At 73.6% G+C, this 26484-nt stretch carries 21 protein-coding genes; 7 read left to right on the top strand and 14 right to left on the bottom strand.

The features are described from left to right. Positions 1–75 precede the first annotated feature (75 nt). Entirely contained in the window at positions 76–1236 is a 1161-nt protein-coding gene (dusB, locus tag AB0K80_RS01355; protein WP_365664948.1) for a tRNA dihydrouridine synthase DusB, read from the top strand. A gap of 66 nt (positions 1237–1302) precedes the next feature. Here the strand turns inward: dusB and AB0K80_RS01350 are convergent, their stop codons facing one another. Continuing rightward, positions 1303–2304 (bottom strand): AsnC family transcriptional regulator, encoded by a 1002-nt coding sequence (locus tag AB0K80_RS01350; protein WP_365664613.1) that lies wholly within the window; start codon positions 2302–2304, stop codon positions 1303–1305. Positions 2305–2401: 97 nt separating this feature from the next. Between AB0K80_RS01350 and AB0K80_RS01345 the strand changes: the two genes are divergently transcribed. Further along, positions 2402–3877: an MFS transporter gene (locus tag AB0K80_RS01345; RefSeq protein WP_365664611.1), complete on the top strand. Its 1476-nt coding sequence runs from the start codon at positions 2402–2404 to the stop codon at positions 3875–3877. A 9-nt stretch (positions 3878–3886) separates the two neighbouring features. On the opposite strand, the gene AB0K80_RS01340 is transcribed toward AB0K80_RS01345, so the two are convergent. The 3 genes from AB0K80_RS01340 to AB0K80_RS01330 all read right to left on the bottom strand — a co-directional run bounded on the left by AB0K80_RS01340 (position 3887) and on the right by AB0K80_RS01330 (position 9269). Beyond that, positions 3887–5554, bottom strand: a complete 1668-nt coding sequence (locus tag AB0K80_RS01340) for a CDP-alcohol phosphatidyltransferase (RefSeq protein ID WP_365664946.1) — start codon at positions 5552–5554, stop codon at positions 3887–3889. A 287-nt stretch (positions 5555–5841) separates the two neighbouring features. After that, on the bottom strand, positions 5842–7779 hold the full coding sequence (locus tag AB0K80_RS01335) for a glycogen debranching N-terminal domain-containing protein (RefSeq protein ID WP_365664609.1): 1938 nt from the start codon (positions 7777–7779) through the stop codon (positions 5842–5844). After that, positions 7776–9269: a hypothetical protein gene (locus tag AB0K80_RS01330; RefSeq protein ID WP_365664607.1), complete on the bottom strand. Its 1494-nt coding sequence runs from the start codon at positions 9267–9269 to the stop codon at positions 7776–7778. The genes AB0K80_RS01335 and AB0K80_RS01330 overlap by 4 nt, the downstream gene beginning before the upstream one ends. A 78-nt stretch (positions 9270–9347) precedes the next feature. Between AB0K80_RS01330 and AB0K80_RS01325 the strand changes: the two genes are divergently transcribed. Both AB0K80_RS01325 and ppdK read left to right on the top strand, forming a co-directional pair. Next, complete coding sequence (locus tag AB0K80_RS01325) at positions 9348–10583, top strand: ROK family protein (RefSeq protein ID WP_365664605.1); 1236 nt, start codon at positions 9348–9350, stop codon at positions 10581–10583. Between the two features lie 406 nt (positions 10584–10989). Then, complete coding sequence (gene ppdK, locus AB0K80_RS01320) at positions 10990–13737, top strand: pyruvate, phosphate dikinase (protein ID WP_365664603.1); 2748 nt, start codon at positions 10990–10992, stop codon at positions 13735–13737. Positions 13738–13879: 142 nt separating this feature from the next. On the opposite strand, the gene AB0K80_RS01315 is transcribed toward ppdK, so the two are convergent. The 6 genes from AB0K80_RS01315 to AB0K80_RS01290 all read right to left on the bottom strand — a co-directional run bounded on the left by AB0K80_RS01315 (position 13880) and on the right by AB0K80_RS01290 (position 21465). After that, positions 13880–14389, bottom strand: coding sequence for an NUDIX hydrolase (locus AB0K80_RS01315; protein ID WP_365664601.1), 510 nt, complete (start codon positions 14387–14389; stop codon positions 13880–13882). Positions 14390–14481: 92 nt separating this feature from the next. After that, the gene (locus AB0K80_RS01310; protein ID WP_365664599.1) at positions 14482–14952 is read right to left on the bottom strand and encodes an excalibur calcium-binding domain-containing protein; all 471 of its coding nucleotides are present in this window, start codon (positions 14950–14952) and stop codon (positions 14482–14484) included. An 87-nt stretch (positions 14953–15039) separates the two neighbouring features. Next, the gene (locus AB0K80_RS01305) at positions 15040–17061 is read right to left on the bottom strand and encodes a hypothetical protein (protein WP_365664597.1); all 2022 of its coding nucleotides are present in this window, start codon (positions 17059–17061) and stop codon (positions 15040–15042) included. A gap of 224 nt (positions 17062–17285) precedes the next feature. After that, on the bottom strand, positions 17286–17636 hold the full coding sequence (gene nirD, locus AB0K80_RS01300) for a nitrite reductase small subunit NirD (protein ID WP_365664595.1): 351 nt from the start codon (positions 17634–17636) through the stop codon (positions 17286–17288). Then, positions 17633–20251 (bottom strand): nitrite reductase large subunit NirB, encoded by a 2619-nt coding sequence (gene nirB, locus AB0K80_RS01295; RefSeq protein ID WP_365664593.1) that lies wholly within the window; start codon positions 20249–20251, stop codon positions 17633–17635. The genes nirD and nirB overlap by 4 nt, the downstream gene beginning before the upstream one ends. Then, positions 20251–21465, bottom strand: coding sequence for an FAD-dependent oxidoreductase (locus AB0K80_RS01290; protein WP_365664591.1), 1215 nt, complete (start codon positions 21463–21465; stop codon positions 20251–20253). Before AB0K80_RS01290 ends, nirB begins: the two co-directional genes overlap by 1 nt. 310 nt (positions 21466–21775) lie before the next feature. Here AB0K80_RS01290 and AB0K80_RS01285 point away from each other — a divergent pair, with 310 nt between their 5' ends. Beyond that, positions 21776–22558 (top strand): TSUP family transporter, encoded by a 783-nt coding sequence (locus tag AB0K80_RS01285; RefSeq protein WP_365664588.1) that lies wholly within the window; start codon positions 21776–21778, stop codon positions 22556–22558. On the opposite strand, the gene AB0K80_RS01280 is transcribed toward AB0K80_RS01285, so the two are convergent. Then, positions 22555–23439 (bottom strand): NAD(P)-binding domain-containing protein, encoded by an 885-nt coding sequence (locus AB0K80_RS01280; RefSeq protein ID WP_365664586.1) that lies wholly within the window; start codon positions 23437–23439, stop codon positions 22555–22557. The genes AB0K80_RS01285 and AB0K80_RS01280 overlap by 4 nt on opposite strands. Before the next feature lie 106 nt (positions 23440–23545). On the opposite strand from AB0K80_RS01280, the gene AB0K80_RS01275 reads away from it, so the two are divergent. After that, positions 23546–23887: a helix-turn-helix domain-containing protein gene (locus AB0K80_RS01275; RefSeq protein ID WP_365664584.1), complete on the top strand. Its 342-nt coding sequence runs from the start codon at positions 23546–23548 to the stop codon at positions 23885–23887. Positions 23888–23914: 27 nt separating this feature from the next. Here the strand turns inward: AB0K80_RS01275 and AB0K80_RS01270 are convergent, their stop codons facing one another. Together AB0K80_RS01270 and AB0K80_RS01265 are read right to left on the bottom strand one after the other, a co-directional pair. Further along, entirely contained in the window at positions 23915–24532 is a 618-nt protein-coding gene (locus AB0K80_RS01270; protein WP_365664582.1) for a class F sortase, read from the bottom strand. A gap of 108 nt (positions 24533–24640) precedes the next feature. After that, positions 24641–25162: a hypothetical protein gene (locus tag AB0K80_RS01265; RefSeq protein WP_365664580.1), complete on the bottom strand. Its 522-nt coding sequence runs from the start codon at positions 25160–25162 to the stop codon at positions 24641–24643. A 281-nt stretch (positions 25163–25443) separates the two neighbouring features. On the opposite strand from AB0K80_RS01265, the gene AB0K80_RS01260 reads away from it, so the two are divergent. Further along, positions 25444–26028 carry an NAD(P)H-dependent oxidoreductase gene (locus AB0K80_RS01260; protein WP_365664578.1) on the top strand — a complete coding sequence of 195 codons (585 nt, stop codon included), beginning with the start codon at positions 25444–25446 and terminating at the stop codon, positions 26026–26028. A 21-nt stretch (positions 26029–26049) separates the two neighbouring features. Here AB0K80_RS01260 and AB0K80_RS01255 read toward each other — a convergent pair whose 3' ends face one another. Continuing rightward, positions 26050–26475, bottom strand: coding sequence for a gamma-glutamylcyclotransferase family protein (locus tag AB0K80_RS01255; RefSeq protein WP_365664576.1), 426 nt, complete (start codon positions 26473–26475; stop codon positions 26050–26052). Positions 26476–26484: the final 9 nt, after the last annotated feature.

Raw genomic sequence — 26484 nt, 5'->3', positions numbered from 1 at the left:
TGTGTCTAACTAATGACCTCTACAGGATCCTGGATCCGGCTACCCCTCGGGGTGCGTGACAATGGGGGAATGCCCATGCCGACGTCCACTCCCACCGCCGTGACCACCCCGACCCTGCGGATCGGCCCGCACACCGTGCGGCCGCCCGTCGTGCTCGCACCCATGGCCGGGATCACCAACGCGCCCTTCCGCACGCTGTGCCGGGAGTTCAGCGGTGGCAAGGGCCTGTTCGTCAGCGAGATGATCACCACCCGGGCCCTGGTCGAGCGCAACGAGAAGACCATGCAGCTGATCACGTTCGACGCGAGCGAGAAGCCGCGCTCGATCCAGCTGTACGGCGTCGACCCGGTGACCGTCGGCAAGGCCGTCCGCATGATCGCCGAGGAGGACCTCGCCGACCACATCGACCTCAACTTCGGCTGCCCGGTGCCGAAGGTGACGCGCAAGGGCGGCGGGTCGGCCCTGCCGTACAAGCGGAACCTGCTGCGGGCGATCCTGCGGGAGGCCGTCAGCGGGGCCGGGGACCTGCCGGTGACGATGAAGATGCGCAAGGGCATCGACGACGACCACCTGACCTACCTGGACGCCGGGCGCATCGCGGTCGAGGAGGGCGTCACCGCGATCGCGCTGCACGGCCGTACGGCGGCGCAGCACTACGGCGGGACGGCCGACTGGGACGCCATCGCCCGGCTCAAGGAGCACGTGCCGGAGATCCCGGTGCTCGGCAACGGCGACATCTGGTCGGCGCAGGACGCGCTGCGGATGGTGCGGGAGACCGGGTGCGACGGCGTCGTGGTCGGGCGGGGCTGCCTGGGCCGGCCGTGGCTGTTCGCGGACCTGGTGGCCGCGTTCGAGGGCCGTACGCAGGACATCGCCCGGCCGACGCTGCGGGAGGTCGCCGACGTCATGGTCCGGCACGCCACCCTGCTCGGAGAGTGGATCGGGGACGAGTCCCGGGGCGTCATCGACTTCCGCAAGCACGTCGCCTGGTACCTGAAGGGCTTCTCGGTCGGCTCCGAGATGCGCAAGAAGCTCGCGATCACCTCCTCGCTGGAGGAACTGCGGGCCGGGCTCGACGAGCTGGACCTGGACCAGCCGTGGCCGGCCGGCGCCGACGGCCCGCGCGGCCGCACCTCCGGCAACAACCGGGTGGTGCTGCCGGACGGCTGGCTGAAGGACCCCTACGACTGCGCGGGCGTGGCCGAGGACGCCGAACAGGACACCTCCGGCGGCTGAGTCCGGACAGCGGGGGTGGGCGCCGGGCTGAAGGAGACCGGATGCCGTGTGTCGTCCGGCAACCGGTTAGCGACGACTGCGCAAGGGCGGTTTGCCCGTGGCCGGAAGGAGCCCGGCCATCTTGATGGTGCGCAGCACGGGCGCGGTTTCCAGGGCCCGGATCGCCTTCAGGGCACCCAGCCGTTCGGTGAGGTAGCGGTGCAACGCCGCGGGGTCCGGGCACAGGGCATGGGCGGTGAGATTGTGGGGTCCGGTCACGGCGGCCACGTAGGCCAGCTCCTCGTGCCGGGCCAGGGTACGGGCGACCTGGTCGAGGTCGGCGGGGGCGACCGCCATCCACAGCAGCGCCTGCGTGGTGACGCCCAGCAAGCCGGAGTCGAGTTCCACGTCGAAGAAGAGCCGGCCGTCGGCCCGCAGATGGTCCAGCCGGCGCGCGACGGTGGCGGGCGACCAGCCGGTGGCCGTGGCGAGGCTGCTCAGGCTCGCCCGGCCGTCGCGCTGGAGGGCGGCGAGCAGGTCGGCGTCCGCGCCGCCGAGGGCCGCGGGGGTCCCGGCGGCGGCGCTGACAGTCACCGCGGTGCGCAGGCGGCGCTGCTGCGCGGCGTCGAGGGCCTGTCGGTGGCCCGACCAGGCGGTGGGCCCACCGAGGTAGGTGTGCAGCACGCAGTGCGCTGAGACCGCGGTGATGCCGACGGTGCGCGGGATGTCGTGCAACAGCAGCGCGTGCCCGGCGGGCCCGTCGGCGGTGGAGGTGTGCACGATCGCGACGATCTCGGTGCCGCCCGAGGCGAGCTTGACCCAGGAGGTGTCGGTGCGGCGGGCCAGCGCGTCGGCCAGGTCCTGGGCGGCGCGCGGGCCCGCGGTCAGCCGCAGCAGCCACTGGGTGCGGTCGTTGGCGTGCGGCTCGGCCAGGCCCACCACCCGCAGCGCGGCGTCCGCGCACAGCCGCCGGTAGCGGCGGGAGACGGTCTGCGCCGAGACGCCCAGGGCGTCGGCGATCACGCTGAACGGCGCCCGCCCGTCGATGCGCAGGGCATGGATGAGACCACGGTCGATGGCGTCCAGCATGGGGGAATCATGCACCAGAGGCCCTCCCGTGGAGTTATACGGCGATCCGACCGCCCGAAGTGGAGGCCGCCGGGCGGAGGGGCGCACGCTCGGGCGCATGTCGTACTCCACCACCCCACCCCCGCAGCGGCGGCGCTGGGCCGCACTCGCCGTGCTGCTGGTCGCCGAGGCCATGAACCTCCTCGACGCCACGATCATGACCGTCGCGGCCCCGGTGATCCGCGCCGGCCTGGGCGGCCCCGTCTCCAGCATCCAGTGGTTCAGCGCCGCGTACACCCTGCCCTTCGCCGTCTTCCTGATCACCGGTGGGCGGCTGGGAGACATCGCCGGCCGGCGGCGGGTGTTCCGCTTCGGCACGGCCGGCTTCGTCCTGGCCTCACTGGGATGCGCGCTCGCACCGTCCACGGCGGTCCTGATCGCCCTTCGGGCGGTGCAGGGCGCGGCGGCCGCACTGGCCGTTCCGCAGACCATCGGCATGATCCGCGCTCTGTTCACCGGCCCGGACCTGGCCCGGGCGATGGGCACCATCGGGCCGGTCATGGGACTCGCCGCGGTCACCGGCCCGGTGGTCGGCGGCGCGCTGACCCAAGCGGATGTGCTGGGTTCCTCCTGGCGCGCGGTCTTCCTCGTCAACGTCCCTCTCGGCGCCGCCGTGCTGGCGGCCACGCCGCTGCTGCCGGAGGACCGTGCCGCGCCGCGACCGCGGCTGGACCACGCCGGCACGGCGCTGGCGGTGCTGGGCAGCGGCCTGCTGGTCTGTCCGCTCATCCAGGGCGGCACACACGGCTGGCCGGGCTGGTGCTGGGCCATGCTCGCCGCCGGCGGCGCGGTACTGGCGGGCTTCGCCGCCCATCAACGGCGGCGGGCCCGTGGCGGGCGCAGCACGCTCGTCGAGCCGGGCTTGTTCGCCGACCGCGGTTTCACCGCCGCGCTGGTGTCCAGCGTGCTGTTCTTCGCGGTGGTGGGCGGCCTGATGCTGGTGGCCGCACTGCAGATGCAGCTGGGCCTGCACCGCGACGTCCTCTCGGCGGGCTTCACGCTGCTGCCGTGGTCGGCGGCGATGGCGCTGTCGTCCTGGGCCGCCGGCGCCTGGCTCGTACCCCGCTACGGCGCCCGGGTGATGCGTGCCGGACTGCTGGCGCTGCTCGCCGGAGTCGGATCGGCCGCAGCCGTGTATGCCACCAGCGACCCCGCCTCCTACCCCTGGCCGCTGCTGCCCGCGCTGGCCGTGGCAGGGGTCGGGCAGGGCCTGTACGCCGTGCCGTTCTTCACCACTGCCCTGAACCGGGTCCGCCCACCCGAGACGGGCTCTGCCGCCGGCCTGCTCAACGCGGTACAGCAACTCGGCGGCACGCTCGGCATCGCCCTGCTCGGCAGTGTCTTCTTCCATGCCGCGGCGCCCGGCGACCCCACCCCGGCCGCCGCCGCGCTCCCCGGCGCGCGCAACGCCTTCTGCCTCGCCGCCGCTCTCGTCCTCGCGACCGCGGTGACCACCGCCATGATGCTCCCGCGGCGCCGCCCGTCGCCCGCGAACCAGGAGGAGCGCTTCGTGCCGGACACCAGGGTCAGGTGACGGCCCCTCTCACCCCCCGGACGGATGCGGAGTCGACCCGAACGCCGTCAGGAAGCGGTCCCGGAAGGAGCTCATCTTCCACACCGGGGCCGTCCTGGCCGGCTTCAGGCCGGGGGTCCAGTTCCAGTCGGCGACCTTGTCCAGGACCTTCGGGTCCTTGGCGACGATCGAGACCGGGACGTCGCGGCTGGCGTGGTTGCCGCTGACCCGGGCTATGGGCTGGTGGTCGCCGAGGAAGACCAGGACCGTGTCGTCGGTGCCGTAGCGCTGCAGCCACTGGGTGAGGCTGGTGACCGAGTACTGGATCGACTTGCCGTACTCCTCGCGGGACTTGGTGGTGTCGGTGATGATGTCCGCCGGCTTCTTGCCGGCCTTCTGGACGGCGGTGAACAGCGAGCCGTCGCCCAGGTCGTCCCAGTCGACCATCTTCGGGATCGGTGCCCAGGGCTGGTGGCTGGAGGTCAGGATGACGAGGGACATCAGCGGCTTGTCGTGCGCGCGGCCGTGCACCTGGCGCTGGAAGGCTTCCAGGGCGTACTGGTCCGGCATCGTCGACCAGCTGAACTTCGGGCCCTTGTAGCCCAGTTGGAAGGCGTTGTAGACCTTGTCGAGGCCGTACCACTTCGCCTCCGGCCAGCCCTTCTGCACGCCCGGCATGACCCCCACGGTGTCCCAGGCGCCGGTCTTCTGGAACGCCTTGGTGAGGGTGAGGTGCTCGCCCGCGGTGACCGTGCGGTAGCGGCGCTGGTTGTCGATCCACAGCCCGGACATGGTCGTGGAGTGGCCGAGCCAGCTGCTGCCGCCGTAGGTCGCCGAGGTGAGCCAGCCGCTGCGGGCCTGGAAGCCCGCCTCGGCGAGGGCCTTGGTGCTCGCGTCGAGGGTGCTGCCGACGCCGGGGGCCATGACCGGGTCCTCGATGGCGCTGCGGCCGTAGCTCTCGATGAACGTGAAGACGACGTCCTTGCCGCGCAGGTCGGGCACCAGCTGCTCGGGCGGGGTCGCGCCGAAGGAGTCCGCCCTGGCCTCCTTGGCGAAGGCCGCCTCGTCCCGCAGGGAGTCCAGCGTGCGCCGCACGTGCACCTCCAGGGCCCCGGCCGCCCGGTCGGAGGCCAGCGGCAGTCCGAGGAACTGCAGGTTGAGGGCCGTACAGGTGATCCACACCGTGCCGGCGACCAGCGCGCCCCGGGTGGCCCGGGCGCGGTGCCGGACCAGCAGCTCGCCGAGCCGGACCGTCGCCCCGACCATGACGGCCACCAGCAGCAGGACGAGCACGACCACACCCACGGCCGCGCCGGTCGCCACCGCCGGACCCGCCAGGTCCGCGACGTACGACTGGGCGTCCGGGAGCAGGGCCCAGTCCAGTGCCGCGTTGAAGCCCCGCCCCAGGTACTCGTTGAACCCCATGTCCAGCAGGTTCAGCAGGGTCAGCACCGCCAGGCCCGTGCCGTACAGCGCCGCCGCGGCCAGGCGGGGGCGGCGGGGCAGGGCGAGCAGCACCACCGCGCCGATGATCGCCTCGGCCGGGATCCGGGTGAACCGGGCCGGCCGCAGCGCGAACAGCTGGTTGGGCAGCAGCAGCGCGCCCAGCACCAGGGCGGCGGCCAGGGCGGTGACCGTCCAGGACAGGGCGCGGGCGGCGGCCGGGTGCCGGGTGCGCCACGTGCGCCAGTGGGCGATGCGGGCCTTGAGGGAGGAGGGACGGGGGTGCTCCGCCCGGCCGGCCGGCGGACCGGCCGCCTCGGCGGGGGCGTCCCCGACGGCGGCGCCGGGTGTGTCGGGCAGCTGGCGGAGGCGCGTGAAGACCGGCACCCGAAGGTCCTTCCGTACGAAACCCGTGGTACGGCGGACCCGATGTGGGGGAGTCGGGTCCGCCGCCCTTCCGTACGGCCGCGTCGCGCGGTGTGTTCAGCCCGCCGGGCCGGTCCTCGGCAAACACCCGGCAAACGTCGCGTCAAACCGGGCCCCTACGCCCCTCCCACCGCCGTGAGCAGCGCCAGCGGGGCCGCCGCCGAGCGCGACTCGCGCACGCACGCGTGCGGGTAGGGCACCGGCTCCGGGTGGGTGCCCCGGTCGTAGCCCGCGAGCACCTCCGGCAGGCGGTGGCCGGTGGCGGTGGCCGCGTCGACCAGGCCGTGCGCGACCGTACGGGCCTCGTCGTGCAGCCCGTAGCGGGCCAGGCCCAGCGCGATCAGCGCGTTGTCGTGCGGCCAGACCGAGCCGCGGTGGTAGGAGAGCGGGTGGTAGGCGGCCTGCCCCGCGGCCAGGGTGCGCACGCCCCAGCCGGAGAAGAAGTCGGGCTCCAGCAGGCGGCGGCCCACCAGTTCGCCGTACTCCTTGTCTAGCAGGCCGGACCACAGCAGGTGCCCGGCGTCCGAGGCGAGCGCGTCGACCGGCTTGCCGGTGCCGTCCAGGGCGAGCGCCGGGAAGTCGTGGTCCGGCATCCAGAAGTCCCGCTGGAAGCGGTCGCGCAGGTCGCCCGCCGCCTGCTCCAGCAGGGCCGCGTACGTCTCGTCCGCCCACACCGTGCGCGCCAGCCAGGCCGTGCGGCGCAGGGCGTCGTACGCGTAGCCCTGGGCGCCGGCGGCGACCACCGGGCCGTGCGGGCGGGTGCCGTCGGCCGAGCAGATCGCGCCGGGGGAGTCCTTCCAGTTCTGGTTGGCCAGGCCGCCCCGGTCGGCGCGGTAGACCAGGTAGCCGCGCGAGGTGAGCCCGCCGTGGTCCAGCATCCAGCCGACCGCGGCCCGGGCGTGGGCCTCCAGACGGCGGGCCGTCGCCGTGTCCCCGGTCTGTTCGACGTAGGCGCCGAGCAGGACGAGGAAGAGCGGGGTGGCGTCGACCGAACCGTAGTAGCGGCCGTAGGGGACCTGCCCGAAGTGCGCCAGCTCGCCGTGCCGCACCTCGTGGACGATCTTGCCGGGCTGGGCCACCGCGTCCACGCCGGTCTCGGTGGCCTGCGTGGCGGCGAGCGCCGGGAGCGTGGCGGCGGCCAGGGCGGGGCGGTACGGGAGCGCGAAGAGGGAGGTCAGCAGCGCGTCCCTGCCCAGCAGGGTGAGGAACCAGGGGGCGCCCGCGGCCGGGACGCGCAGCGCCTCGCCGTCGGGGCCGGCGGCCGGGACCTGGAGCGCGGCGAGGTCGGCCAGGGCCCGCGCACAGGCCGCGGCCAGCTCGGGCCAGCCCGTCGGGAACGCCACGCCCGTCATGAACGCGCCCTCCTCGGCGAGGAGCCGCTCGTGGAGGGCGGCCGGGTCGCGCGGCACCCGCAGGGCCCGGTTCTCGCCGTGCGGGCGGGCCATGACCCGCAGGACGAGTTCGGCCGTGCCGTGCGGTGCCAGCTCCAGCGTCCAGGTCAGGCGGCGGGCGCCGGTGCCGGTCTCCTCCACGGCGTCGGGGGAGGGGTCGGCCGTCACGGTCGTACAGGAGCGCCACTCGCCGCGCCGGTAGGTGAACTCCACGCCGTGGCCGAGGGCCTTGCGGGTGCGGACCGCGCCGGCCTTCATGTAGGTGCGGTGGTCGCTGCGGAGTTCGAACTGGTCGGCGAAGTCGGCGTCGGCGGTCACCGCGAGGCGGACCGTGGCCGGCACCGGGCGGTTGCTGGTCACCTTCAGCGACTCGACGAACGCGCCCTCCCCGACGGCCTGTTCACGGAAGAGGGTGTAGGCGGGCGGCTCGTCGCGGCCGCCGCGCGGGACGAGCACACAGCGCGCCACGTCCCCGTCGGCCACCGGGGTGAGGATCTCCGGCACGGCCCCGTCCACGGTCAGCTGCCACCGGCTCAGGTGCCGGGCGTCCCGTACGAATAACCCGTCCGGGGTGCTCACGCCCCGCACCCCGCTGATGTCCCCCCGGTCGCCCACGGCGGCGAACGTCCCGCCGTGCACGAGCAGATGATGCCGGTCCGTCATCCCCGGTCCCCTCCCTTGGTCGCTGTGACGCCGTGCCTGTCCCATCCGGGCCGGCCGTGCAGCAGGTCGAGCGTGAGGGCGGCGGTCCAGCCGAAGCCGGTCGCGCCGCAGGCCTCGCCGGTGTACGGATCGACGTACTCCGCGAAGCCGGAGGTGTCCGCGATCCGCAGCATCGCGCGGCGCAGCGCGGCGGCCCGGCCCTGCTCGCCGTGCTGTCTCAGGCCGCGCTCGATCAGCCAGCCGGTGTTGAACCAGGCGGGGCCCCGCCAGTAGCGGTGCGGATCGAAGGCCTCGCCGAGCAGGTCGTAGCTGGGCACCATGCGGGTCGTCCCGCCGAGCCCGAAGTGCGGTCCGCTCAGGGTGCGCACCAGCGTGGCGGCGAGGTCGTGCGGCAGGGTGGGCAGCAGCAGCGGGACCAGCCCGGAGACACCGCGTTCGGGGAGGAGCCGCCCGCCGGGCACGTCCCGGCACAGGAACATCCCCGCCGCCGGGTCCCACAGCCGGTCGACCAGGGCCGCCGTCAGCCGCTCGGCGCGCGCGTGGCGGGCGGACGCGGCCGCGCCCAGTTCCCGCGCGATCCGGGCCAGGGCGTGTTCGGAGGCGATGAGCAGCGCGTTGAAGGACGGGTCCTCGACCGCGAAGTCCCCGGCACCGGGCCCCCGGCTTGCGTCCGGCTCGTCCCGGTAGCCCCGGTCCCGGTAGTCGGCCGCCAGCCGCACGTACCGCCCGTAGTCCAGGTCCGTCGGCCGGTCCTCGGGGGCGCCGTGGGCGAGGTCGGCGCGGCGGAAGGAGCGGGCCGGGGCCGGTGTGACCCGGGACAGCGGCCGGTCCCAGCAGGGGCTGTTGTCCATACCCTGTTCCCAGGGGTGCACGACGGACACCAGCCCGCCGCCGCCCAGGTCACGCCGGTGCAGCAGATACCGGTGCCAGGCGGCGAGCCGCGGATACAACCGGGCGAGGAAGCCGCGCGACCGCGACAGGCCCGGATCGGCCTCGTGCACCAGCCAGGCCGCCAGCGCGTGCACCGGTGGCTGCACGATCCCGGACGTCTGTACGGTGCGCGGGGCGCCCGCCGCGCGCCCGGCGGTGGAGGAGCGCCAGAAGTCGGGGCTCGGGAAGTACGCGTCGAGGGGGACGGAGGGGTTGAACACGATGTGCGGGATCCGCCCGTCGGCCCACTGGGCCGCCAGCAGCGTCTCCAGCTCCGTCTGCGCCCGCAGCGGCGACAGGTGCCTGAGCCCGATCGCGATGAACGCCGAGTCCCACGACCACTGGTGCGGATACAGCTGCCGCGAGGGCACGGTGGACGAGCCCGTCCAGTTCTCCTCCAGGACCCGGGCGGCCCTCAGACGCAGGGACGCGGGCGCAGGCGCCCGCTCGGAGGAGGCCGGATCGTATGCGACCAAGTGGTGCGTGGTACGTGGGGTCAGTTGGGCGGTGCGTTCCACTCGGGGCTCCCCGCGAGACGTCCGGCCGACCGGTTCGGTCATGGCCACCATGGAGTTACGTCTATTTAACACGCAAAACTCACTATGTAATGCAGGCTTGAGCAACACAAGGGGGTGCGCATGACCGGACGGCCGGGCAGGACCGGGACGACCACCAGAGCGGGCGGTCAGGCGAGCGCCGGCGACCTGCTCCACCTGGTGCGCAGCGGCCGCGCCACGACCCGGGGCGCCCTCCAGCAGGCCACCGGACTGTCCCGGGCCACGGTCGGCCAGCGCCTGGACCGGCTGTTCCGCGCGGGCTGGCTGCGCGAGGGCGCCGGGGGGCCGGTGGACTCGCCGCTGGGCGGCCGCCCCTCCATCACCCTGGAGTTCGACGACGAGCACGCCGTCGTCCTCGCCGCCGACCTCGACACCCGGCACGCCCGGGCCGCCGTGCTGTCCCTGTCCGGCGAGCTGTTCGCCGAGCACTCCGGCACGCTGGTCGTCGAGGACGGGCCGGACGCGGTGCTCGGCGAACTGGGCCGCTGGTTCGCCGCGCTGCTGGAGAAGGCCGGCCACGGGCCGCAGGAGGTCTGCGGCATCGGTCTCGCCGTGCCCGGGCCGGTCGACACCGAGACCGGGCGGGTGGTCCAGCCGCCGATGATGCCCGGCTGGGACGGCTACGACGTGACGGGCCGGCTGGCCCGGGCCTACACCGAGCACACCGGCGGCGCGGCCGTGCCGGTGCTCGTGGACAACGACGCCAACCTCATGGCGTACGGCGAACAGCGCACCGGCTATCCCGACTGCTCGGCGTTCGTGCTGGTCAAGGTCTCCACCGGCATCGGCGCCGGGGTCGTGGTCGACGGCTCGGTGTACCGGGGCATCGACGGGGGCGCGGGGGACATCGGGCACATCCGGGTGCCGGAGGGTGCGGGGGCGCTGTGCCGGTGCGGCTCGTACGGCTGCCTGGCCGCCGTCGCGAGCGGGGGCGCGGTGGCCCGGCGGCTGGCGGAGTCGGGGGTGCGGGCGGCGTCCGGCTCGGACGTACGCGACCTGCTGGCGGCCGGGCATCCCGAGGCGGTCGGGCTCGCCCGGGAGGCGGGGCGCCGGGTCGGGGACGTCCTGGCCACGGTGGTGACCCTGCTCAACCCCGGCGTGCTGATGATCGCGGGCGACCTGGCCGGCACGCCCTTCCTCACCGGCGTGCGCGAACTGCTCTACCAGCGCGCGCTGCCCCGCTCCACGGCCCACCTGGACGTGGTGACGTCCCGGCTGGGGGAGCGGGCCGGTCTGGTGGGGGCCGGAGCGCTGGTCGTGGAGCACCTGTACGCGCCGGAGCGGGTGGAGGAGCGGCTGCGGGCGCTGGGCGTGTGACGGGGGTGTTTCCGCTCCCGGAGGCCGTCCGGATGGTGAAATCCGCTCGGCTGTGGCAGCGTGATTCTCGCCACCCTTGATAAGGGTTGCGCTCAGATGAGCGGATCTTGAGCGACTGCACTTCTCCAAAGGGTGGCACTGAGTGCCACCCTTTGATCGTTCATCGAGCGAACTCAGGCGTGTCATGAGCCGCTCATCTGAGCGACAATCCGTATCTACGGGCGTTGCTGTCTTCAAGAAGTGAAAACATCCGGCCGTCTTCGCTTGCCCTGCCTTGACTTTCGATCCGGTGGCGGACGAGTGGTTACAGGCGCATGACGCGCAAGTGGACGTACCCAGACGCCTTCGATCTGGGTATGTTCCTCGCCGTCAGGGCAGCCACCGCGTCCTCGAGGAGTCGAGACCCGTGTCGGAAAACAAAGATCCCCAGGTAGCTGAGCACGGTAAGAGCGTTGAGGGCGTGAAGTTCGTTTACGACTTCACCGAGGGCAACAAGGACCTCAAGGACCTCCTCGGCGGCAAGGGCGCCAACCTCGCCGAGATGACGAACCTGGGCCTTCCGGTCCCGCCCGGCTTCACCATCACGACTGAGGCCTGCAAGGTCTACCTCGACAGCGGCGAGGAGCCGGCGGCACTGCGTGACGAGGTGAGTGCGCACCTCGAGGCGCTCGAGACCCGGATGGGCAAGAAGCTCGGCCAGGCCGACGACCCCCTGCTGGTCTCCGTCCGCTCCGGCGCCAAGTTCTCGATGCCCGGCATGATGGACACCGTCCTCAACATCGGCCTGTCGGACAAGTCCGTGCAGGGCCTGGCCAAGCAGGCCGGCGACGAGCGGTTCGCCTGGGACTCCTACCGCCGTCTGATCCAGATGTTCGGCAAGACCGTCCTCGGCGTCGACGGCGAGCTGTTCGAGGACGCCCTCGACAAGGCCAAGGCGGCCAAGAAGGTCACGGACGACACCCAGCTGGAGGCCGCGGACCTGAAGAAGCTGGTCACCACCTTCAAGAAGATCGTCAAGAAGGAGACCGGCCGGGACTTCCCGCAGGACCCGCGCGAGCAGATGGACCTCGCCATCCGCGCGGTCTTCGACTCCTGGAACGGCGACCGCGCCAAGCTCTACCGCCGCCAGGAGCGCATCCCGCACGACCTGGGCACCGCCGTCAACGTCTGCTCCATGGTCTTCGGCAACCTGGGCCCGGACTCCGGCACGGGTGTGGCGTTCACGCGCGACCCCGCCAGCGGCCACCAGGGCGTCTACGGCGACTACCTGCAGAACGCCCAGGGCGAGGACGTCGTCGCGGGCATCCGCAACACCGTGCCCCTCGCGGAGCTGGAGCGGATCGACAAGAAGTCCTACGACCAGCTGATGCAGATCATGGAGACGCTGGAGAACCACTACAAGGATCTCTGCGACATCGAGTTCACCATCGAGCGCGGCCGGCTGTGGATGCTCCAGACCCGGGTCGGCAAGCGCACGGCGGGCGCGGCCTTCCGTATCGCGACCCAGCTGGTGGACCAGGGCCTGATCGACGAGGCGGAGGCGCTCCAGCGCGTCACCGGTGCCCAGCTCGCGCAGCTGATGTTCCCGCGCTTCGACGAGAGCGCGACGGTCCAGCAGGTCGGACGCGGCATCGCGGCCTCGCCGGGCGCCGCGGTCGGCAAGGCGGTGTTCGACTCCTACACCGCCGTGAAGTGGTCCCGCTCCGGCGAGAAGGTCATCCTCATCCGCCGCGAGACCAACCCCGACGACCTGGACGGCATGATCGCGGCCGAGGGCATCCTGACCTCGCGCGGCGGCAAGACCTCCCACGCGGCCGTCGTCGCGCGCGGCATGGGCAAGACCTGTGTCTGCGGCGCCGAGGAGCTGGAGGTCGACACCAAGCGCCGGCGGATGACCGTACCCGGCGGGCACGTCGTCGAGGAGGGCGACGTGATCTCCATCGACGGCTCCACCGGCAAGGTCTACCTGGGCGAGGTGCCGGTCGTGCCGTCGCCGGTCGTGGAGTACTTCGAGGGCCGCATGCACCCGGGCGCCGACGACGCCGACGAGCTCGTCGAGGCGGTGCACCGCATGATGTCCTTCGCCGACCGCAAGCGCCGCCTGCGGGTGCGCGCCAACGCGGACAACGCCGAGGACGCGCTGCGCGCCCGCCGCTTCGGCGCCCAGGGCATCGGCCTGTGCCGTACCGAGCACATGTTCCTCGGTGACCGGCGTGAGCTGGTGGAGCGGCTGATCCTGGCCGACACGGAGGCCGAGCGCGAGAAGTCCCTGAAGGAGCTGCTGCCGCTGCAGAAGCAGGACTTCGTCCAGCTCTTCGAGGCGATGGACGGCCTGCCGGTCACCATCCGCCTGCTCGACCCGCCGCTGCACGAGTTCCTGCCGGACATCACCGACCTGTCGGTCCGGGTCGCGCTGGCGGAGGCCCGCCAGGAGCCGCACGAGAACGAGCTGCGCCTGCTCCAGGCCGTGCACCGGCTGCACGAGCAGAACCCGATGCTGGGGCTGCGCGGGGTGCGCCTCGGCCTGGTCATCCCCGGCCTGTTCACCATGCAGGTCCGGGCGATCGCCGAGGCCGCGGCCGAGCGCAAGGCCGCCAAGGGCGACCCGCGCGCCGAGATCATGATCCCGCTGGTCGGCACCGTCCAGGAGCTGGAGATCGTCCGCGAGGAGGCCGACAAGGTCATCGCGGAGGTCGAGGCCGCCTCCGGCACGTCGCTGAAGCTGTCGATCGGCACGATGATCGAGCTGCCGCGCGCCGCCCTGACCGCCGGCCAGATCGCCGAGGCCGCGGAGTTCTTCTCCTTCGGCACCAACGACCTGACGCAGACGGTGTGGGGCTTCAGCCGTGACGACGTGGAGGCGAGCTTCTTCACGGCGTACCTGGAGAAGGGCATCTTTGGCGTCAGCCCGTTCGAGACGATCGACAAGGACGGCGTCGGCTCCCTGGTCAAGCTCGCCGCCCAGGCCGGCCGCCGGACCCGGCCCGACCTCAAGCTCGGCGTCTGCGGCGAGCACGGCGGCGACCCGGAGTCGGTGCACTTCTTCCACGAGGTCGGCCTCGACTACGTCTCCTGCTCCCCGTTCCGCATCCCGGTGGCCCGCCTGGAGGCCGGCCGGGCGGCGGTCCAGGCGGAGGGCAGCGACCACCGGTAGACCCCCGGGCCCGTCAAGGGCCCCCGAAGCCCCGGAGCCGTCGCGGTCCCCGACCCTCAAACCGATCGCGGCGGCTCCGGAACACCGAGGAGGGCGGCACCCGTGCGGGGGTGCCGCCCTCTCCCGTGCGGGACCGGCCTCGTCACAGCGGCTTGCCCTCCCGCAGGCACACCACCGTCCCCGACCGTGCGGCCGTGTGCAGGGTCGTGAGGGTCGGCAGCGGGGTCATCAGGGGGAGCTTCGCCAGGTCCGGCACGGTGAACCAGCCGTGGGCGTCGTGCTCGGGGCTGTGGCGGACGGGCCGGCCGGGCGGCAGGAGGCCGCCGTGGAAGTAGAAGTCGATCACCGGGCCCGTGTCCTTCACGTCGGCCCGGTGGTCGTAGCCGACGTACCGGGGCACGTGGGGCAGGGCGATGCCCGTCTCCTCGTGCAGTTCGCGCAGGGCGGCGCCGACCGGGTCCTCGCCGTGGTCGAGCATGCCGCCCGGCAGCCCCCAGGTCCCCGCGGCGGGCTGGCCCTCGGCGTAGCGCAGCAGCAGCAGCCGGTCCTCGGCGTCGAACAGCAGCACACAGGACGCGACGATGGTCTGCGGGAGTGTCCTGACCCACTCCGCGCGGGGCAGTACTGCGGTCTCGGTGGCGGTGGTGTCCACGCTGGTGTCCTTCCGTCGGCTGGGCAGCCCGGTGCTCGGCTGCCCAACCGGAGGAACGGCCGGACGCGCGGATGGTCACCCGCGTGATCACGTCAGGTGTCGCAGGCGATCCCGTCGTCGTCGCGGTCGAGGTGGGAGGCGTAGCCGGGTTCGCCGCGGTGGATCGGGGCGGCGCCGGCCGCGCGGACCTCGCTGCAGTTGGCGTAGTACACGTCCTGGCCCCCGGAGTCGTCGCCGCTGCTGCCGGTGCCGGTGCCGCTGCCGGCCGCCGGGCGCGGGGTGACCGTCTTCGTGACCTCGACGGTCTTCGTGGTGGTCACCGTGGGGGCCGGTTCCGGTTCCGGTGTCGCCGTCACGGTCGCCGTGGTGGTGACGGTGACCGTCGGCCGGGGCTTGGCGGCGGCGGGCTTGGCGTCCGTCGCGGGATCGTTTCCGCCGGCGCCTATGCCGGCGCCGACGAGGAGGGCCAGCCCGAGGGCGGGCAGCAGGTAGCGCTTGCGGGCCCACCGCGGCGTCGGGCGGGCCGGCTGCGGCACGGGCGGTGTGGTGTACGGGTTGGTCATGTCGTCCCCCCAGGCAGATGGTGCGTGAGGGGACGACCGTACGGCCGCTCCGGGAGAAGTGGGGGTCGGGTGACCAAGTTGTGACGGTCATGTGAAGGGGGTGGGGCCGGGTGCGGAACGCCTCTCCCCGAGCAAGTCGTCTGTCAGCGCCCGCAGTTCCTCGTCCAGAAGGATCGCCCGGTAGTCGGGCCCCGGCGACAGACGCCGGTCGCGGTCCCGCAGCGTGCGCAGGGCGGCCCGCGCCGCCGGGGTGAGCACGCCGATCCGGGCCAGGGCGCGCAGGGCGTCGGCGAACAGGCCGTAGCGGTCGTCGCCGTCGGCCATCGGCAGGACGAACTCCGCCAGGACCGGCACGCTCGGCTCCGGCTCGCCGGTGATCGCCCAGAGGGCCGCGGCCGCCCGGAGCCGGGGTTCGCCCTCGGCGTGCTCCATGATGTGCCGCACCCGGCCGGCGTACGGCGCGGCGGCGGGACCGAAGTCGGCCAGGAGGTGGAGCGGGCCGTAGAACGGGGCCTTGTCGGTGAGTACCGCGTCGCCGATGAGCCGCAGCGCCCGCTCCCGGTCGCCGCCCAGGCGCCAGGCGGCCCAGGCCACCGTCTGACGGTTCCTCGGCTGGTCGAGGACCGCGCAGCCGCGCACGGCGGGTTCGGCCGAGGCGGCGGCCGGTCCCATCGCCGCCAGGGCCTGGACGGCCGACAGGGACACGGCCGGGTCGGCCAGCAGCGGCACGACCTCCGGCAGCGCGGCCACGGCCCGCCCTCCCCACGCCCGCAGGACGCGCAGGAACGCGCCGGTCAGCGGGCCGGCCCCGCCGTAGTGCGCGGCGTGCTGCCGCATCACCTCCCGCAGCGGGGGCAGCAGGACGTCCGCGTGGGACCGCAGCGGGGCCAGGACCTCGTCGAGCTCCGGCAGACGAGGGTCGCCGGCGCAGTAGCCGCGGCCGTAGTGCTCCCGGTACGGCGCGTACAGCCGCTCGACGAGCCCGGGCAGGGCGCGCGGGTCGCCGATCCTCGCCAGCGCCCAGCGCGCGTAGTCGCCGACGGTGCCCTCGAGGTAGTCGACGTCGTCCTCGCCGGGGTCGTCGGCCAGCTCGGCGAGCCGGTCGGCGTACGGGGCCGCCCGCCGGCCGAGCACGGCGAGCAGGTGCGCGGCCTTGAGCCGTACGGAGCTGTCCGGGTCGGCCAGCAGCGCGCCCGCCACCGGCAGCAGCGCGGGTGCCGTGGAGGGCCGGCGCACCAGCAGCCGCCATGCCTCGGTGAGGGCGGCCCGGTGCAGTGCGGTGTCCAGGGCACGGTGTGCGGCCCCGGCCAGCCGCAGCACCAGCGAGGTCGCCGCCGGGGTGTCGTGCCGGAGGAGGCCGGCCAGCCAGGGGACGAGATCCGTGCGGGAGTAGCCGTGCTCGACGCCCGGCATGTACCAGACCGCCGCGAAGTCGTGCTCCTCGGCGAGGGCGTCGACCAGCGTGTCCAGCCGGCGGACCGGCATCCCGGGGTCGAGGTGCGCCCAGGCGAACACGGCCGCGACGCGCAGGACGGGGTCGCCGTCCCGCAGGACGCCGGCCAGGACGGCGCGTACGCCGGCGCGCACGTCGTCCCGCGCCCCGGCCGCGGCCCGGCCGAGGTGGAGCAGCAGGGGCAGCCGCACCGTGGGGTCCGGCTCGGCCCGCCACCGGTCCAGCAGGTCGGCGGCACCCTCCGCGAGGGGGAGCGCCTCCCGGCGTACCCGCGGGTCCGGGTCCGCGAGCAGCGCGCGGATCGCGGGCCGGTGGCGTCGCCATGCCGCGGGCCAGCCCTCGTCGACCAGGTGGGGCGCGGCCGTCGCGGCTTCCTGGTGCAGCGCGACCAGCAGGTCCACGAGCGCGAGCCGTTGGGCCTGCCCGGGGTCGGCCGCCAAGGCCACGAGGAAGGGCAGCGCGGCGGTCGCCGCCGAGGGCACCCGGCCGTTCCCCGCGGCGAGACAGGAGAACAGCGGGTAGGTGTCCTCCTCGCCGGCCTCCGCGCCGCCGAGCGCGAGACGGCGCAGCACGCGGGGCACCTCGCTCACCGGGTGCTGCGGCAGCGCCGACTCCAGCCGGTCCCAGGGCACCGCGTCCAGGGATCGCGCTGTCATGGCCGTCACTCCCACCCCACGCTGCCGACGATGCGCCACCGGCCGCCATCCTGGCACCGGGCGGGGCGCCGTGTCGCGCGTGATGTCCCGTCAGGCCGTGACGCCGCTGGCCACCACCGAGGCCGGGTCGCCGGAGGCCGGGCAGACGACGGCGGCGGCCACCGTCCGGGTGGCCGCCGCCGCTCACTGTGCCGGTATCCGTGGCCTCGCGGCCAGGGGGTACGTCAGGAAGCCCGCACCTCGTACGTCGCCACCCGCACCGCCTCGTCGTCCAGGCACTGCCCGGACTCCAGGTCGAAGCGCTGCTTCAGCAGCGGGGAGGCCACGAACGGGCGGCCCTGGTGGGTGCCGGTCAGGCCGCGGGAGAGGACCGCCGCGCCGGTGAACGGGTCGCGGTTGTCGATGGCGTACAGCCGGCCGGCCCGGTCCCGGAAGAGGGCCGCCTGCCGGCCGTCCGGCAGCAGGGCCGCCACGCCACGGCCCGGGAACAGCGTGCTCAGGTCGCAGACCGGGATCCAGTCGCCGTCCAGCTGGAGTTCTACCTTCAGGTCAGTGGTCTCGAGAGCCAGGGTCATCGCTGGGCGCTTCCTTCCAGGACGTCTGCCGCGTCGTCGGTGGGCCGCATGCCGATGCTCAGCAGCGGCAGGTCGGGCTTGATCTGGTCGCGCTCGGGCACGAAGGAGACGACCGGGTCCGGGGTGTCGGGCGCGTTGACGAACGACACGAACCGGGCGAGCTTGTCGGGGTCGTTGATGGTCTCGGCCCACTCGTCGCGGTAGTTCGCCACGTGCGCCTGCATGAGCTGCTCCAGCTCCTCGCAGATGCCGAGCGAGTCGTGCACCACCACGTCCCGTACGTGCTCCAGGCCGCCCGGGATCCGCTCCAGCCAGGTGGAGGTGCGCTCCAGCCGGTCGGCGGTGCGGATGTAGAACATCAGGAACCGGTCGATCAGACGGATCAGTTCGGCGTCCGACAGGTCCTGCGCGAGCAGGTCCGCGTGGCGCGGGGTCGCGCCGCCGTTGCCGCCGACGTACAGGTTCCAGCCGTTGGCGGTGGCGATCACGCCGAAGTCCTTGGACTGGGCCTCGGCGCACTCGCGCTGGCAGCCGGAGACGGCCGACTTCAGCTTGTGCGGGGAGCGCAGGCCCCGGTAGCGCAGCTCCAGGTCGATGGCCATGCGCACCGAGTCCTGCACGCCGTAGCGGCACCACGTCGAGCCGACGCAGGACTTCACGGTCCGCAGGGCCTTGCCGTAGGCGTGCCCCGACTCGAAGCCGGCGTCCACCAACCGGGCCCAGATCAGGGGGAGTTGCTCGACGCGGGCGCCGAACATGTCGATCCGCTGGCCGCCGGTGATCTTCGTGTAGAGGCCGAAGTCGCGGGCGATCTCGCCGATCACGATGAGTTTCTCCGGGGCGATCTCGCCGCCGGGGATGCGCGGCACGACCGAGTACGAGCCGTTCTTCTGCAGGTTGGCCAGGAAGTGGTCGTTGGTGTCCTGCAGCGCGGCCTGCTCGCCGTCCAGGACGTAGCCGCTGGCGCCGATCGTCGGGGCGAGGGAGGCGATGATCGAGCCGACCGCGGGCTTGCAGACCTCGCAGCCGTCGCCGCCCCGGGCCTGCTCGCGGCCGTAGCGGTCCAGCAGGTCCTGGTAGGACGTGATGCGCAGGGCGAGGACGATCTCGTACAGCTCCTCGCGGGTCTGGGAGAAGCAGCCGCACAGGCCCTTGTCGACCTCGATGCCGCTCGCCTCCAGCTCGGCGTTGACGAGCTGGCCGAGGACCTTCACGCAGGAGCCGCAGCCGGTGCCGGCCTTGGTGCACTTCTTGACCTCGGGCACCGTCGTGCACTGGTGGTCGGTGACCGCGCCGCGGATCGTGCCCTTGGAGACGTTGTGGCAGGAGCAGATGATCGCCTCGTCGGGCAGCGCGGACGGGCCGAGCTGGGCCGTCTCCCCGGCCCCGGCGGGCAGCACCAGCGACTCGGGCGCGACCGGCGGGACCGAGCCGGTGAAGGCCTTCAGCGTGCCGTAGGCCTCCGCGTCGCCGACCAGGATGCCGCCGAGCAGGGTGCCGTCGCGGCCGATGACCAGCTTCTTGTACAGGCCCGCGCGGGAGTCGGAGTAGACGACGTCCAGGCAGTCCTCGGTGGTGCCGTGCGCGTCACCGAAGGACGCCACGTCCACACCGAGCAGCTTCAGCTTGGTGGACAGGTCGGCGCCGGTGAAGGCGGCCTCGTCCTCGGCGATGGTCGCCGCCGCCGTCTCGGCCTGCTCGTAACCGGGCGCGACCAGGCCGTACACCCGGCCGTCCGCGGCCAGCGCGCACTCGCCGATGGCGAACACGTGCGGGTCGGTGACCGTGCGGCACTGCTCGTCCACCGCGATGCCGCCGCGCTCGCCGACCGCCAGGCCGCAGTCGCGGGCCAGCTGGTCGCGGGGGCGGACACCGGCCGAGAAGATCACCATGTCGGTGGCGATCTCCGAACCGTCGGACAGCTTCATGCCGGTGACCGCGCCGTCCTCGCCGGTCACGATCTCCTGCGTGCCCGTCCCGCAGTGGACGGTCAGGCCCATGTCCTCGATGGTGCGCAGCAGCGCGGCGCCGCCGCCCTCGTCCACCTGCACCGGCATCAGCCGCGGCGCGAACTCCACGATGTGCGTCTCGACGCCCAGCCCCTTGAGCGCGCCGGCCGCCTCCAGGCCGAGCAGACCGCCGCCGACGACGGCTCCCGTCGACGCCCTGGTCTTCGCGTACTCCTCGATGGCGAGCAGGTCCTCGATGGTGCGGTAGACGAAACAGCCGGTGGCGTCCTTGCCCGGCACCGGCGGCACGAACGGGTAGGAGCCGGTGGCCAGCACGAGGACGTCGTAGTCGACGACCAGACCGGACCGTGCGGTGACCTTCCTGGCCTCGCGGTCGATCGTCTCCGCCGGGTCACCGACGTACAGCTCGATGCCGTGGTCCTTGATGAACTCCAGGTCCGTCAGGGACAGGTCCTCGGGCGTCCTGCCCGAGAAGTACGAGGTGAGCTGGACGCGGTCGTACGCGGGACGCGGCTCCTCGCACAGCACGACCACGCGGTGCGTGGCGGTCAGGCCGCGCTCGGCCAGCGCTTCGAGGAAGCGCTGGCCGACCATGCCGTGGCCGACGAGCACGATCGTGGGGGTGCCCCCCAGGTTGGCGGTCATCAGGAGCCTCCATCGTTGGTGAGCAGGTGGAGCAGCGGGCCGTTGTCGGGGAGCGGCTCTGCTCCCTCCCAGGCGCGGGCGAGCGCGCCGACCGTGCCGAGTTCGCCGACGAGGACCCCGCCGACCAGGCGGTCGTCGCGGACGACGACCTTGCGGTAGGTGCCGCGGGTGGCGTCGGCGAGCTGCACGACGTCGTCGCCCGGGCGCGCCTCCGTCTCGCCGAACGCGGCGAGGTCGAAGGGGCTGTCGTGCCCCGTGAGGGTCAGCCGGGTCAGGGAACGGGTCCCGGTGTAGCGGGCGGTGGGGTCACCGGCCAGCAGTTCGGCGAGCGCGTCGGCCTGTTCCAGGGCCGGGGTGGCGAGCCCGTACACCAGCCCGTTGTGCTGGGCGCAGTCGCCGACGGCGTGGATGTGCGGGTCGCAGGTGCGCAGCGCGTCGTCGACGAGGATCCCCTTGTCGACCGCGAGTCCCGCCTCCTTGGCCAGACCCACCCTCGGATGGACCCCGCAGGCCAGCACCACGAGGTCGGCGTCGAGGGCGTAGCCGTCGTGCAGCTCCACCGAGCGGACCGCGCCGCCGACGCAGCGCACGTCCCGTACCCGGCACTCGGTGTGGACCTCGACGCCCAGCTCGGTCAGGTGCCGCTTGACCAGCTTCGAGGCGGCTGGGTCGAGCTGACGCTCCATCAGCCGCTCGGACTGCTGGGCGAGGACGACCTGCGCGCCGCGCAGCGCCAGCGCCCGGGCCGCGGACACGCCGAGCAGCCCGCCGCCGATGACGACCGCCTTCACCCCCGGCCGGACGGCCTTGGACAGCCCCAGGCAGTCGTCCATGGTCCGGAACGCGTGCACGCCCTCGGGCAGTTCGTGATCCTCCGTGAACAGCCCGCGCAACGGCGGCAGCACCGGGTTGGAGCCGGTGGCCAGGACCAGCGTGTCGTAGCCGATCACCGAGCCGTCCTCGCAGCGCACGGTCCGCCCGTCGCGGTCGATGCCGGTGACCCGGCCGCGCACCAGCTCCGCGGGCGCGGGCAGGGCGATCACGTCGGGGCTGTACCGTCCGGCGAGCACCTCGGCGAGCAGGACCCGGTTGTAGGGCCGGTGCTCCTCCTCGCCGATCAGCGTCGCGGGCGTGCCGAGCTCACCGAGCCGCCGGGCGAGACGTACGCCCGCGAGGCCGGTGCCGATCACCACCACACGCTTATTCGAGGTCATGTCCACGAGCGTGCGGTGCCGGTGTTTCCCGGCAGCATCACCTCTGTTTCCCGCGCGGAACGCTGCCCTCAGCGGGGGAGGGGGGTGGGTGTGAGGGTTCGAAGGACGCCGGTGCGGCCTGCTGTGAGGCGGGCGGGGCCGGATTGCGCACGGGCCCCCTGGTTCCGGCTTTTGCGTGCAGGCGGCATCGTCTACGACCCGCGGGTCCCGCCGGAAGCCGCGGGCGCACACCCAGGTGACCCCCAGGCACACCTCAGGTGACCCTCAAGTCGATGGACCACCCAACCATCCCCTCCGTAGGGTCGCGACCGTGCCCGAGATCTCGCTGACCATGGTCGCCCTGCTGTGCCTGGCCGCCCTCGCCGCCGGGTGGATCGACGCGGTGGTCGGGGGCGGCGGGCTCCTGCTGCTCCCGGTCCTCCTGCTGGGCCTGCCCGCCGGCACCCCGGCCGCGCACGCGCTCGGCACCAACAAGGCCGTCGCCATCGTCGGCACGACCGGAGCCGCCGTGACCTACGCCCGCAAAGCCCCGGTGGACGTCGGCACGGCCGTCCGGATCGGGCTGGCCGCCCTGGCCGGATCGTCCGCCGGGGCCTTCTTCGCGGCCGGAATGAGCACCGAGGTGCTCAAGCCGGTGATCATGGTGGTGCTGCTCGGGGTGGCCGCCTTCGTGATCCTGCGCCCCGCCTTCGGCACGGCCCCGGCGACGGGCCCGGCCACCCGCCGCCGGATCCTCGCCGCGATCGGCCTGGCCGGCCTCGGCATCGGCTTCTACGACGGTTTCGTCGGCCCCGGCACCGGCACCTTCCTCGTGCTCGCGCTCACCGCCGTGCTGCACCTGGACCTGGTGACCGCCTCGGCCACCGCCAAGATCGTCAACTGCTGCACCAACGCCGGAGCCCTGGCGATGTTCGCCTGGCAGGGCGCGGTGCTGTGGCACCTGGCCGCGCTGATGGCGGTGTTCAACCTGGCGGGCGGCACCCTGGGCGCCCGCACGGCCCTGAAGAAGGGCAGCGGCTTCGTACGGATCGTCCTGCTGACGGTCGTCTTCGCCCTGGTGGCGAACCTGGCCTACGAGCAGTGGCTCGCCTAGCGGGTGGCGAGCAGGTCGACCACACCGGTGGTGTCCTCGTCGCCGTGCCCGGCGGCGAGCCGGCGGCGCATCAGTTCCAGGAACGGCGTGAGCAGTTGCGGGCTGACGCCCTGCTCCTCGGCCGTCCGCAGCAGGGTGGCGGTGCCCGCCACCTGCATCGCCAGGGTGGAGACCACGCCCTGCGTGTAGTCGCCGCTCGCCAGGTGCGCGGCCGTCTGGTGCGCGGCCGGGGCCATCGCGGTCAGCCAGTCGGTGAGCAGCGGTGCGAACTCCTCGGGGGCGATGTCCTCCCGGCGGATCAGCGCGAAGGCGTGCGTGATGCCCGCGAACATGCCGTACATCGCGCTCAGCAACGCCACGTCGTGCAGCGCCGCGAAGCCCGGGTCCTTTCCGGCGTACCGCGTGCCGGCCGGGACGGCCAGGGTGTCCCGGTGCTCCTCGAACGCCTGCGCGGAGCCGCTGTAGAAGACGTATCCGCCGGAGTCCGGGTCCCCGATCATCGGCGGTACGGCCATGATCCCGCCGTCCAGGTAGCGGGCGCCGCGCGCCCCGGCCCAGGCGGCCCGGGCCCGGGCCTGCGCGGGGGTGCCGGTGGTGAGGTTCACCAGGTCCCGCCCGGACAGGACGGCCTCCTCCAGGGCCTCGCCGACGGAGGCGTCGTCGAGCAGGCAGGCGACCACGAGCCGGTTCGCGGCCACCGCCTCGGCGGCGGTCCGGGCCACGGTGGCGCCCTCGGCGGCGAGGGCCTCGGCGCGGGCCGGGGTGCGGTTCCAGACGGTCACGGGGTGCCCGGCGGCGAGCCAGGCCCGGGCCAGGGCGGTGCCCATGGCGCCGGTGCCGAGGAGGGTGAGGGGAGCGGACACGGGTGCGTTGTCGGTCATGGCTTCAGGCTCGCCGCAGGGGGATAACCTGCTCAAGTACGCACTTCCGAGTGGGTGATTACCGCGAGGGAAGGGTGCAGGCAGCGACAGGGGGAGGGTGCCGGACATGGCGACCGGACGGCGGCCGGGGGCGTACGTCTGCGGGATCGACGCGGCGATGGATGTGATCGGCGGCAAGTGGAAGGTGCTCATCCTGTGGGCGCTGCACGTGCGGCCGTGCCGCTTCGGGGAACTGCGCCGGGAGCTGCCGGGGATCACGGAGAAGGTGCTCGCCTCCCACCTGCGCGAGATGGAGGCCGACGGCCTGGTGCACCGCGAGGCGTACGACGAGGTGCCGCCCCGGGTGGAGTACTCCCTGACGCCCCGGGGCGCGTCCTTGAACGAGGCGCTGGAGCCGCTCGGGGCCTGGGGCAAGGCCCACGTACTGGTGCCGGAGCGGGAGCGGTGACCTGCCCGCCGTCCGGGAGGCCCGGTCTCAGCGGCTGCCCGTCAGATGCGCGAACACCACGACGTTGCCCTGGTAGCCCGTGCCGCGTGCGTAGCCGCCGCCGCAGGTGATGACCCGCAGTTCGGGCCGGGGGGCCGCCCCGTACACCTTCTCGTCGGGGAAGTCCTTCGCGGGGTACACCTCCACCGCGTCCACGGTGAACACGGCCACGCCGCCGTCGCGCCGGTCCACCTCGATCGTGTCGCCCCGCTTCAGGGCGCCGAGGGAGTAGAAGACGGCCGGGCCGTCGGCGTTGTCGACGTGGCCGGCGACGATCGCCGTGCCCCGCTCGCCGGGGGTGGTGCCGGCCTGGTACCAGCCGGCGAGGTCAGGGCGGTCGGCGGGCGGGACGTCGAGGCTGCCGGTGCGCGTCAGGCCGAGGCCCGTCAGCGGGGCGTTCACGCGGATCGCGGGGATGCGGATGCGGTCGGGCGGGGAGGGCGGCAGCGCGGGCGCCGAGCGGGTGTCGGCCGGGCCCGAGTGGGCCCGGCCCGCCGTCGGCTGCGGCGGGGCATGCGTCGCGGTGCCGCTGCGCAGCAGCCAGGCCCCGGAACACAGGGCGACGACCGTGACGCCCGCTATGGCGGCGTCGCTGAGCCTGCGCACGTGCGCCTCCTCGATGGGCCCCGTACCCCCCTCCGGGCCGCGAGGGGCGTCGGACCCGGAGGGAGAGGGGACATGCGGTACCGGTGGACGGACAGCGGAGGGTGCCCGTCAGATCCCGTCGCCTCTCGCCCGGCGATGCAGGAGCCAGGTACCGCCCGCGGCGGCGACGGCCAGAGCCGCCACACCGGCCGCGGTCTGCACGGGATCGGGGCCCAGGGCGCCGCCGATCCCCGTCTTGACGCTTCCTCTGGGGTGCACCTGCTGGCGCGGGGGCGTGAGGGTGACCACCAGGTCGCCCGTCACCCGCAGGCCGCCTCGCACACAGGACGCGGCGATCTCGTACGTCCCGGGCTGCGCGCCGGGCGGCACCCTGAACCGGCCCGTCGCGCCCTGCTTCCCGGTGCCGGGCGCCAGCGGGAACGTACCGGCCCCCACCGCGCTGGCGTCGCCCGCCGCGGTGCCGCCCGGGCCGCACGCCGCCGTGGTGACGGTGACGTGGCCGCCGGGGACGACGGACGGCGGGGAGAGCTCCAGGCCGCCGGTGCCGGACGCGGACGCGGGCGAGGCGAGGAGGCCCGCGGTGGCGACGGCGAGCGCGCTACCGGTCAGCAGCCGGACGGTACGTCGCATCGATGCTCCTTCGGGCCGGACGGTGGTGCCCCTGCACGTCGGGTGCACTGTCGAGGTGCACTTCCGAGGTAAGGGGCAAGGGAGCCGGAGCGCTCCCTGAGGGGATGTCAGAAGCAGCTCCCATGGGGCCGGACGGCCCCCTTCTGTGCGGTGTTCCCGCAGGTCAGCGGCGCACGGGCGGGTGCCGGGCGGAAAAGCGGGGGCGCGCGTGTGAACGGGTGACCGGCGCCGGCGCAGCGGCACTTGACCTCAAGCTGACTTGAGGTACGACGCTGTGCCGCATGAAGACAGCCACCGATGCCCTGCACGTGACCGTCGTCGTCGGCAGCAACCGCCACGGCCGCTTCGGCCCGGTCGTCGCCGACTGGCTCCTCGACCGCGTCCGGGACCGCGACGACCTGGTGCCCGACGTCGTGGACGTCGCCGCCGCCGACCTGCCCATGTCCTTCGACCGCACCCCGCAGGCGACCGCCGCGCTGGCCGAGGTCACCCCGAAACTGGCCCGCGCCGACGCCTTCGTCGTCCTCACCCCCGAGTACAACCACTCCTTCCCGGCGGGCCTGAAGAACCTCATCGACTGGCACTACGCCGAGTGGCGCGCCAAGCCGGTGGCCCTCGTGTCCTACGGCGGCATCTCGGGCGGCCTGCGCGCGGTCGAGCACCTGCGCCAGGTCTTCGCCGAACTGCACGCCGTGACGATCCGCGACACCGTCTCCTTCCACCACGCGGGCGCCGCCTTCGACGACACCGGGCGCCTGAAGGACCCCTCCGGCCCGGACGCGGCGGCCAAGGCGATGCTGGACCAGCTCACGTGGTGGGGACGGGCGTTGCGGGAGGCCCGGCAGAGGTGGCCGTACGAGGGCTGACCGCGCGGCCCGCCGCGGGGGTCAGTGCCGCGCCCGCCAGTCGCCGCCCTCGATCCGCTTGCCCCGGGAGCGCAGCCGGGCGGCCACGGCGGGGGCGGCCACGTAGACCCACGCCCGTACGGCCGTGCCGTCGGCGTCCCGGACCACCTCACGCGCGACCCGCTCGTACAGGTTCCGCGGCGACCCGGGCGTGTACTCCTCCAGCCGGTCCAGCTCGGCGAGCAGCTCCCCGTACACCTCCGGCAGCGCGGTGACCAGCTCCCCGGCCACCACCCCGCCCGGCTCCTCGACGGCGTACGGATAGCCCGGCCCGGCGTACAGCACCGCGCCCCTGAGGCGTCCCGGTTCCTCGGCGCGGGTGCGGCCGCGCAGGAAGAGGTCGTGGTTGACCTCGCCGGGGCGGAGGGTGCCGTAGACGAAGAAGGGGAGACCGGGATCGTCGCTCACGCAGAGGAT

Source organism: Streptomyces sp. NPDC052682, from assembly GCF_040678435.1.
Taxonomy (GTDB): Bacteria; Actinomycetota; Actinomycetes; order Streptomycetales; family Streptomycetaceae; genus Streptomyces.
This window is presented reverse-complemented; position numbering and strand designations above follow the sequence as displayed.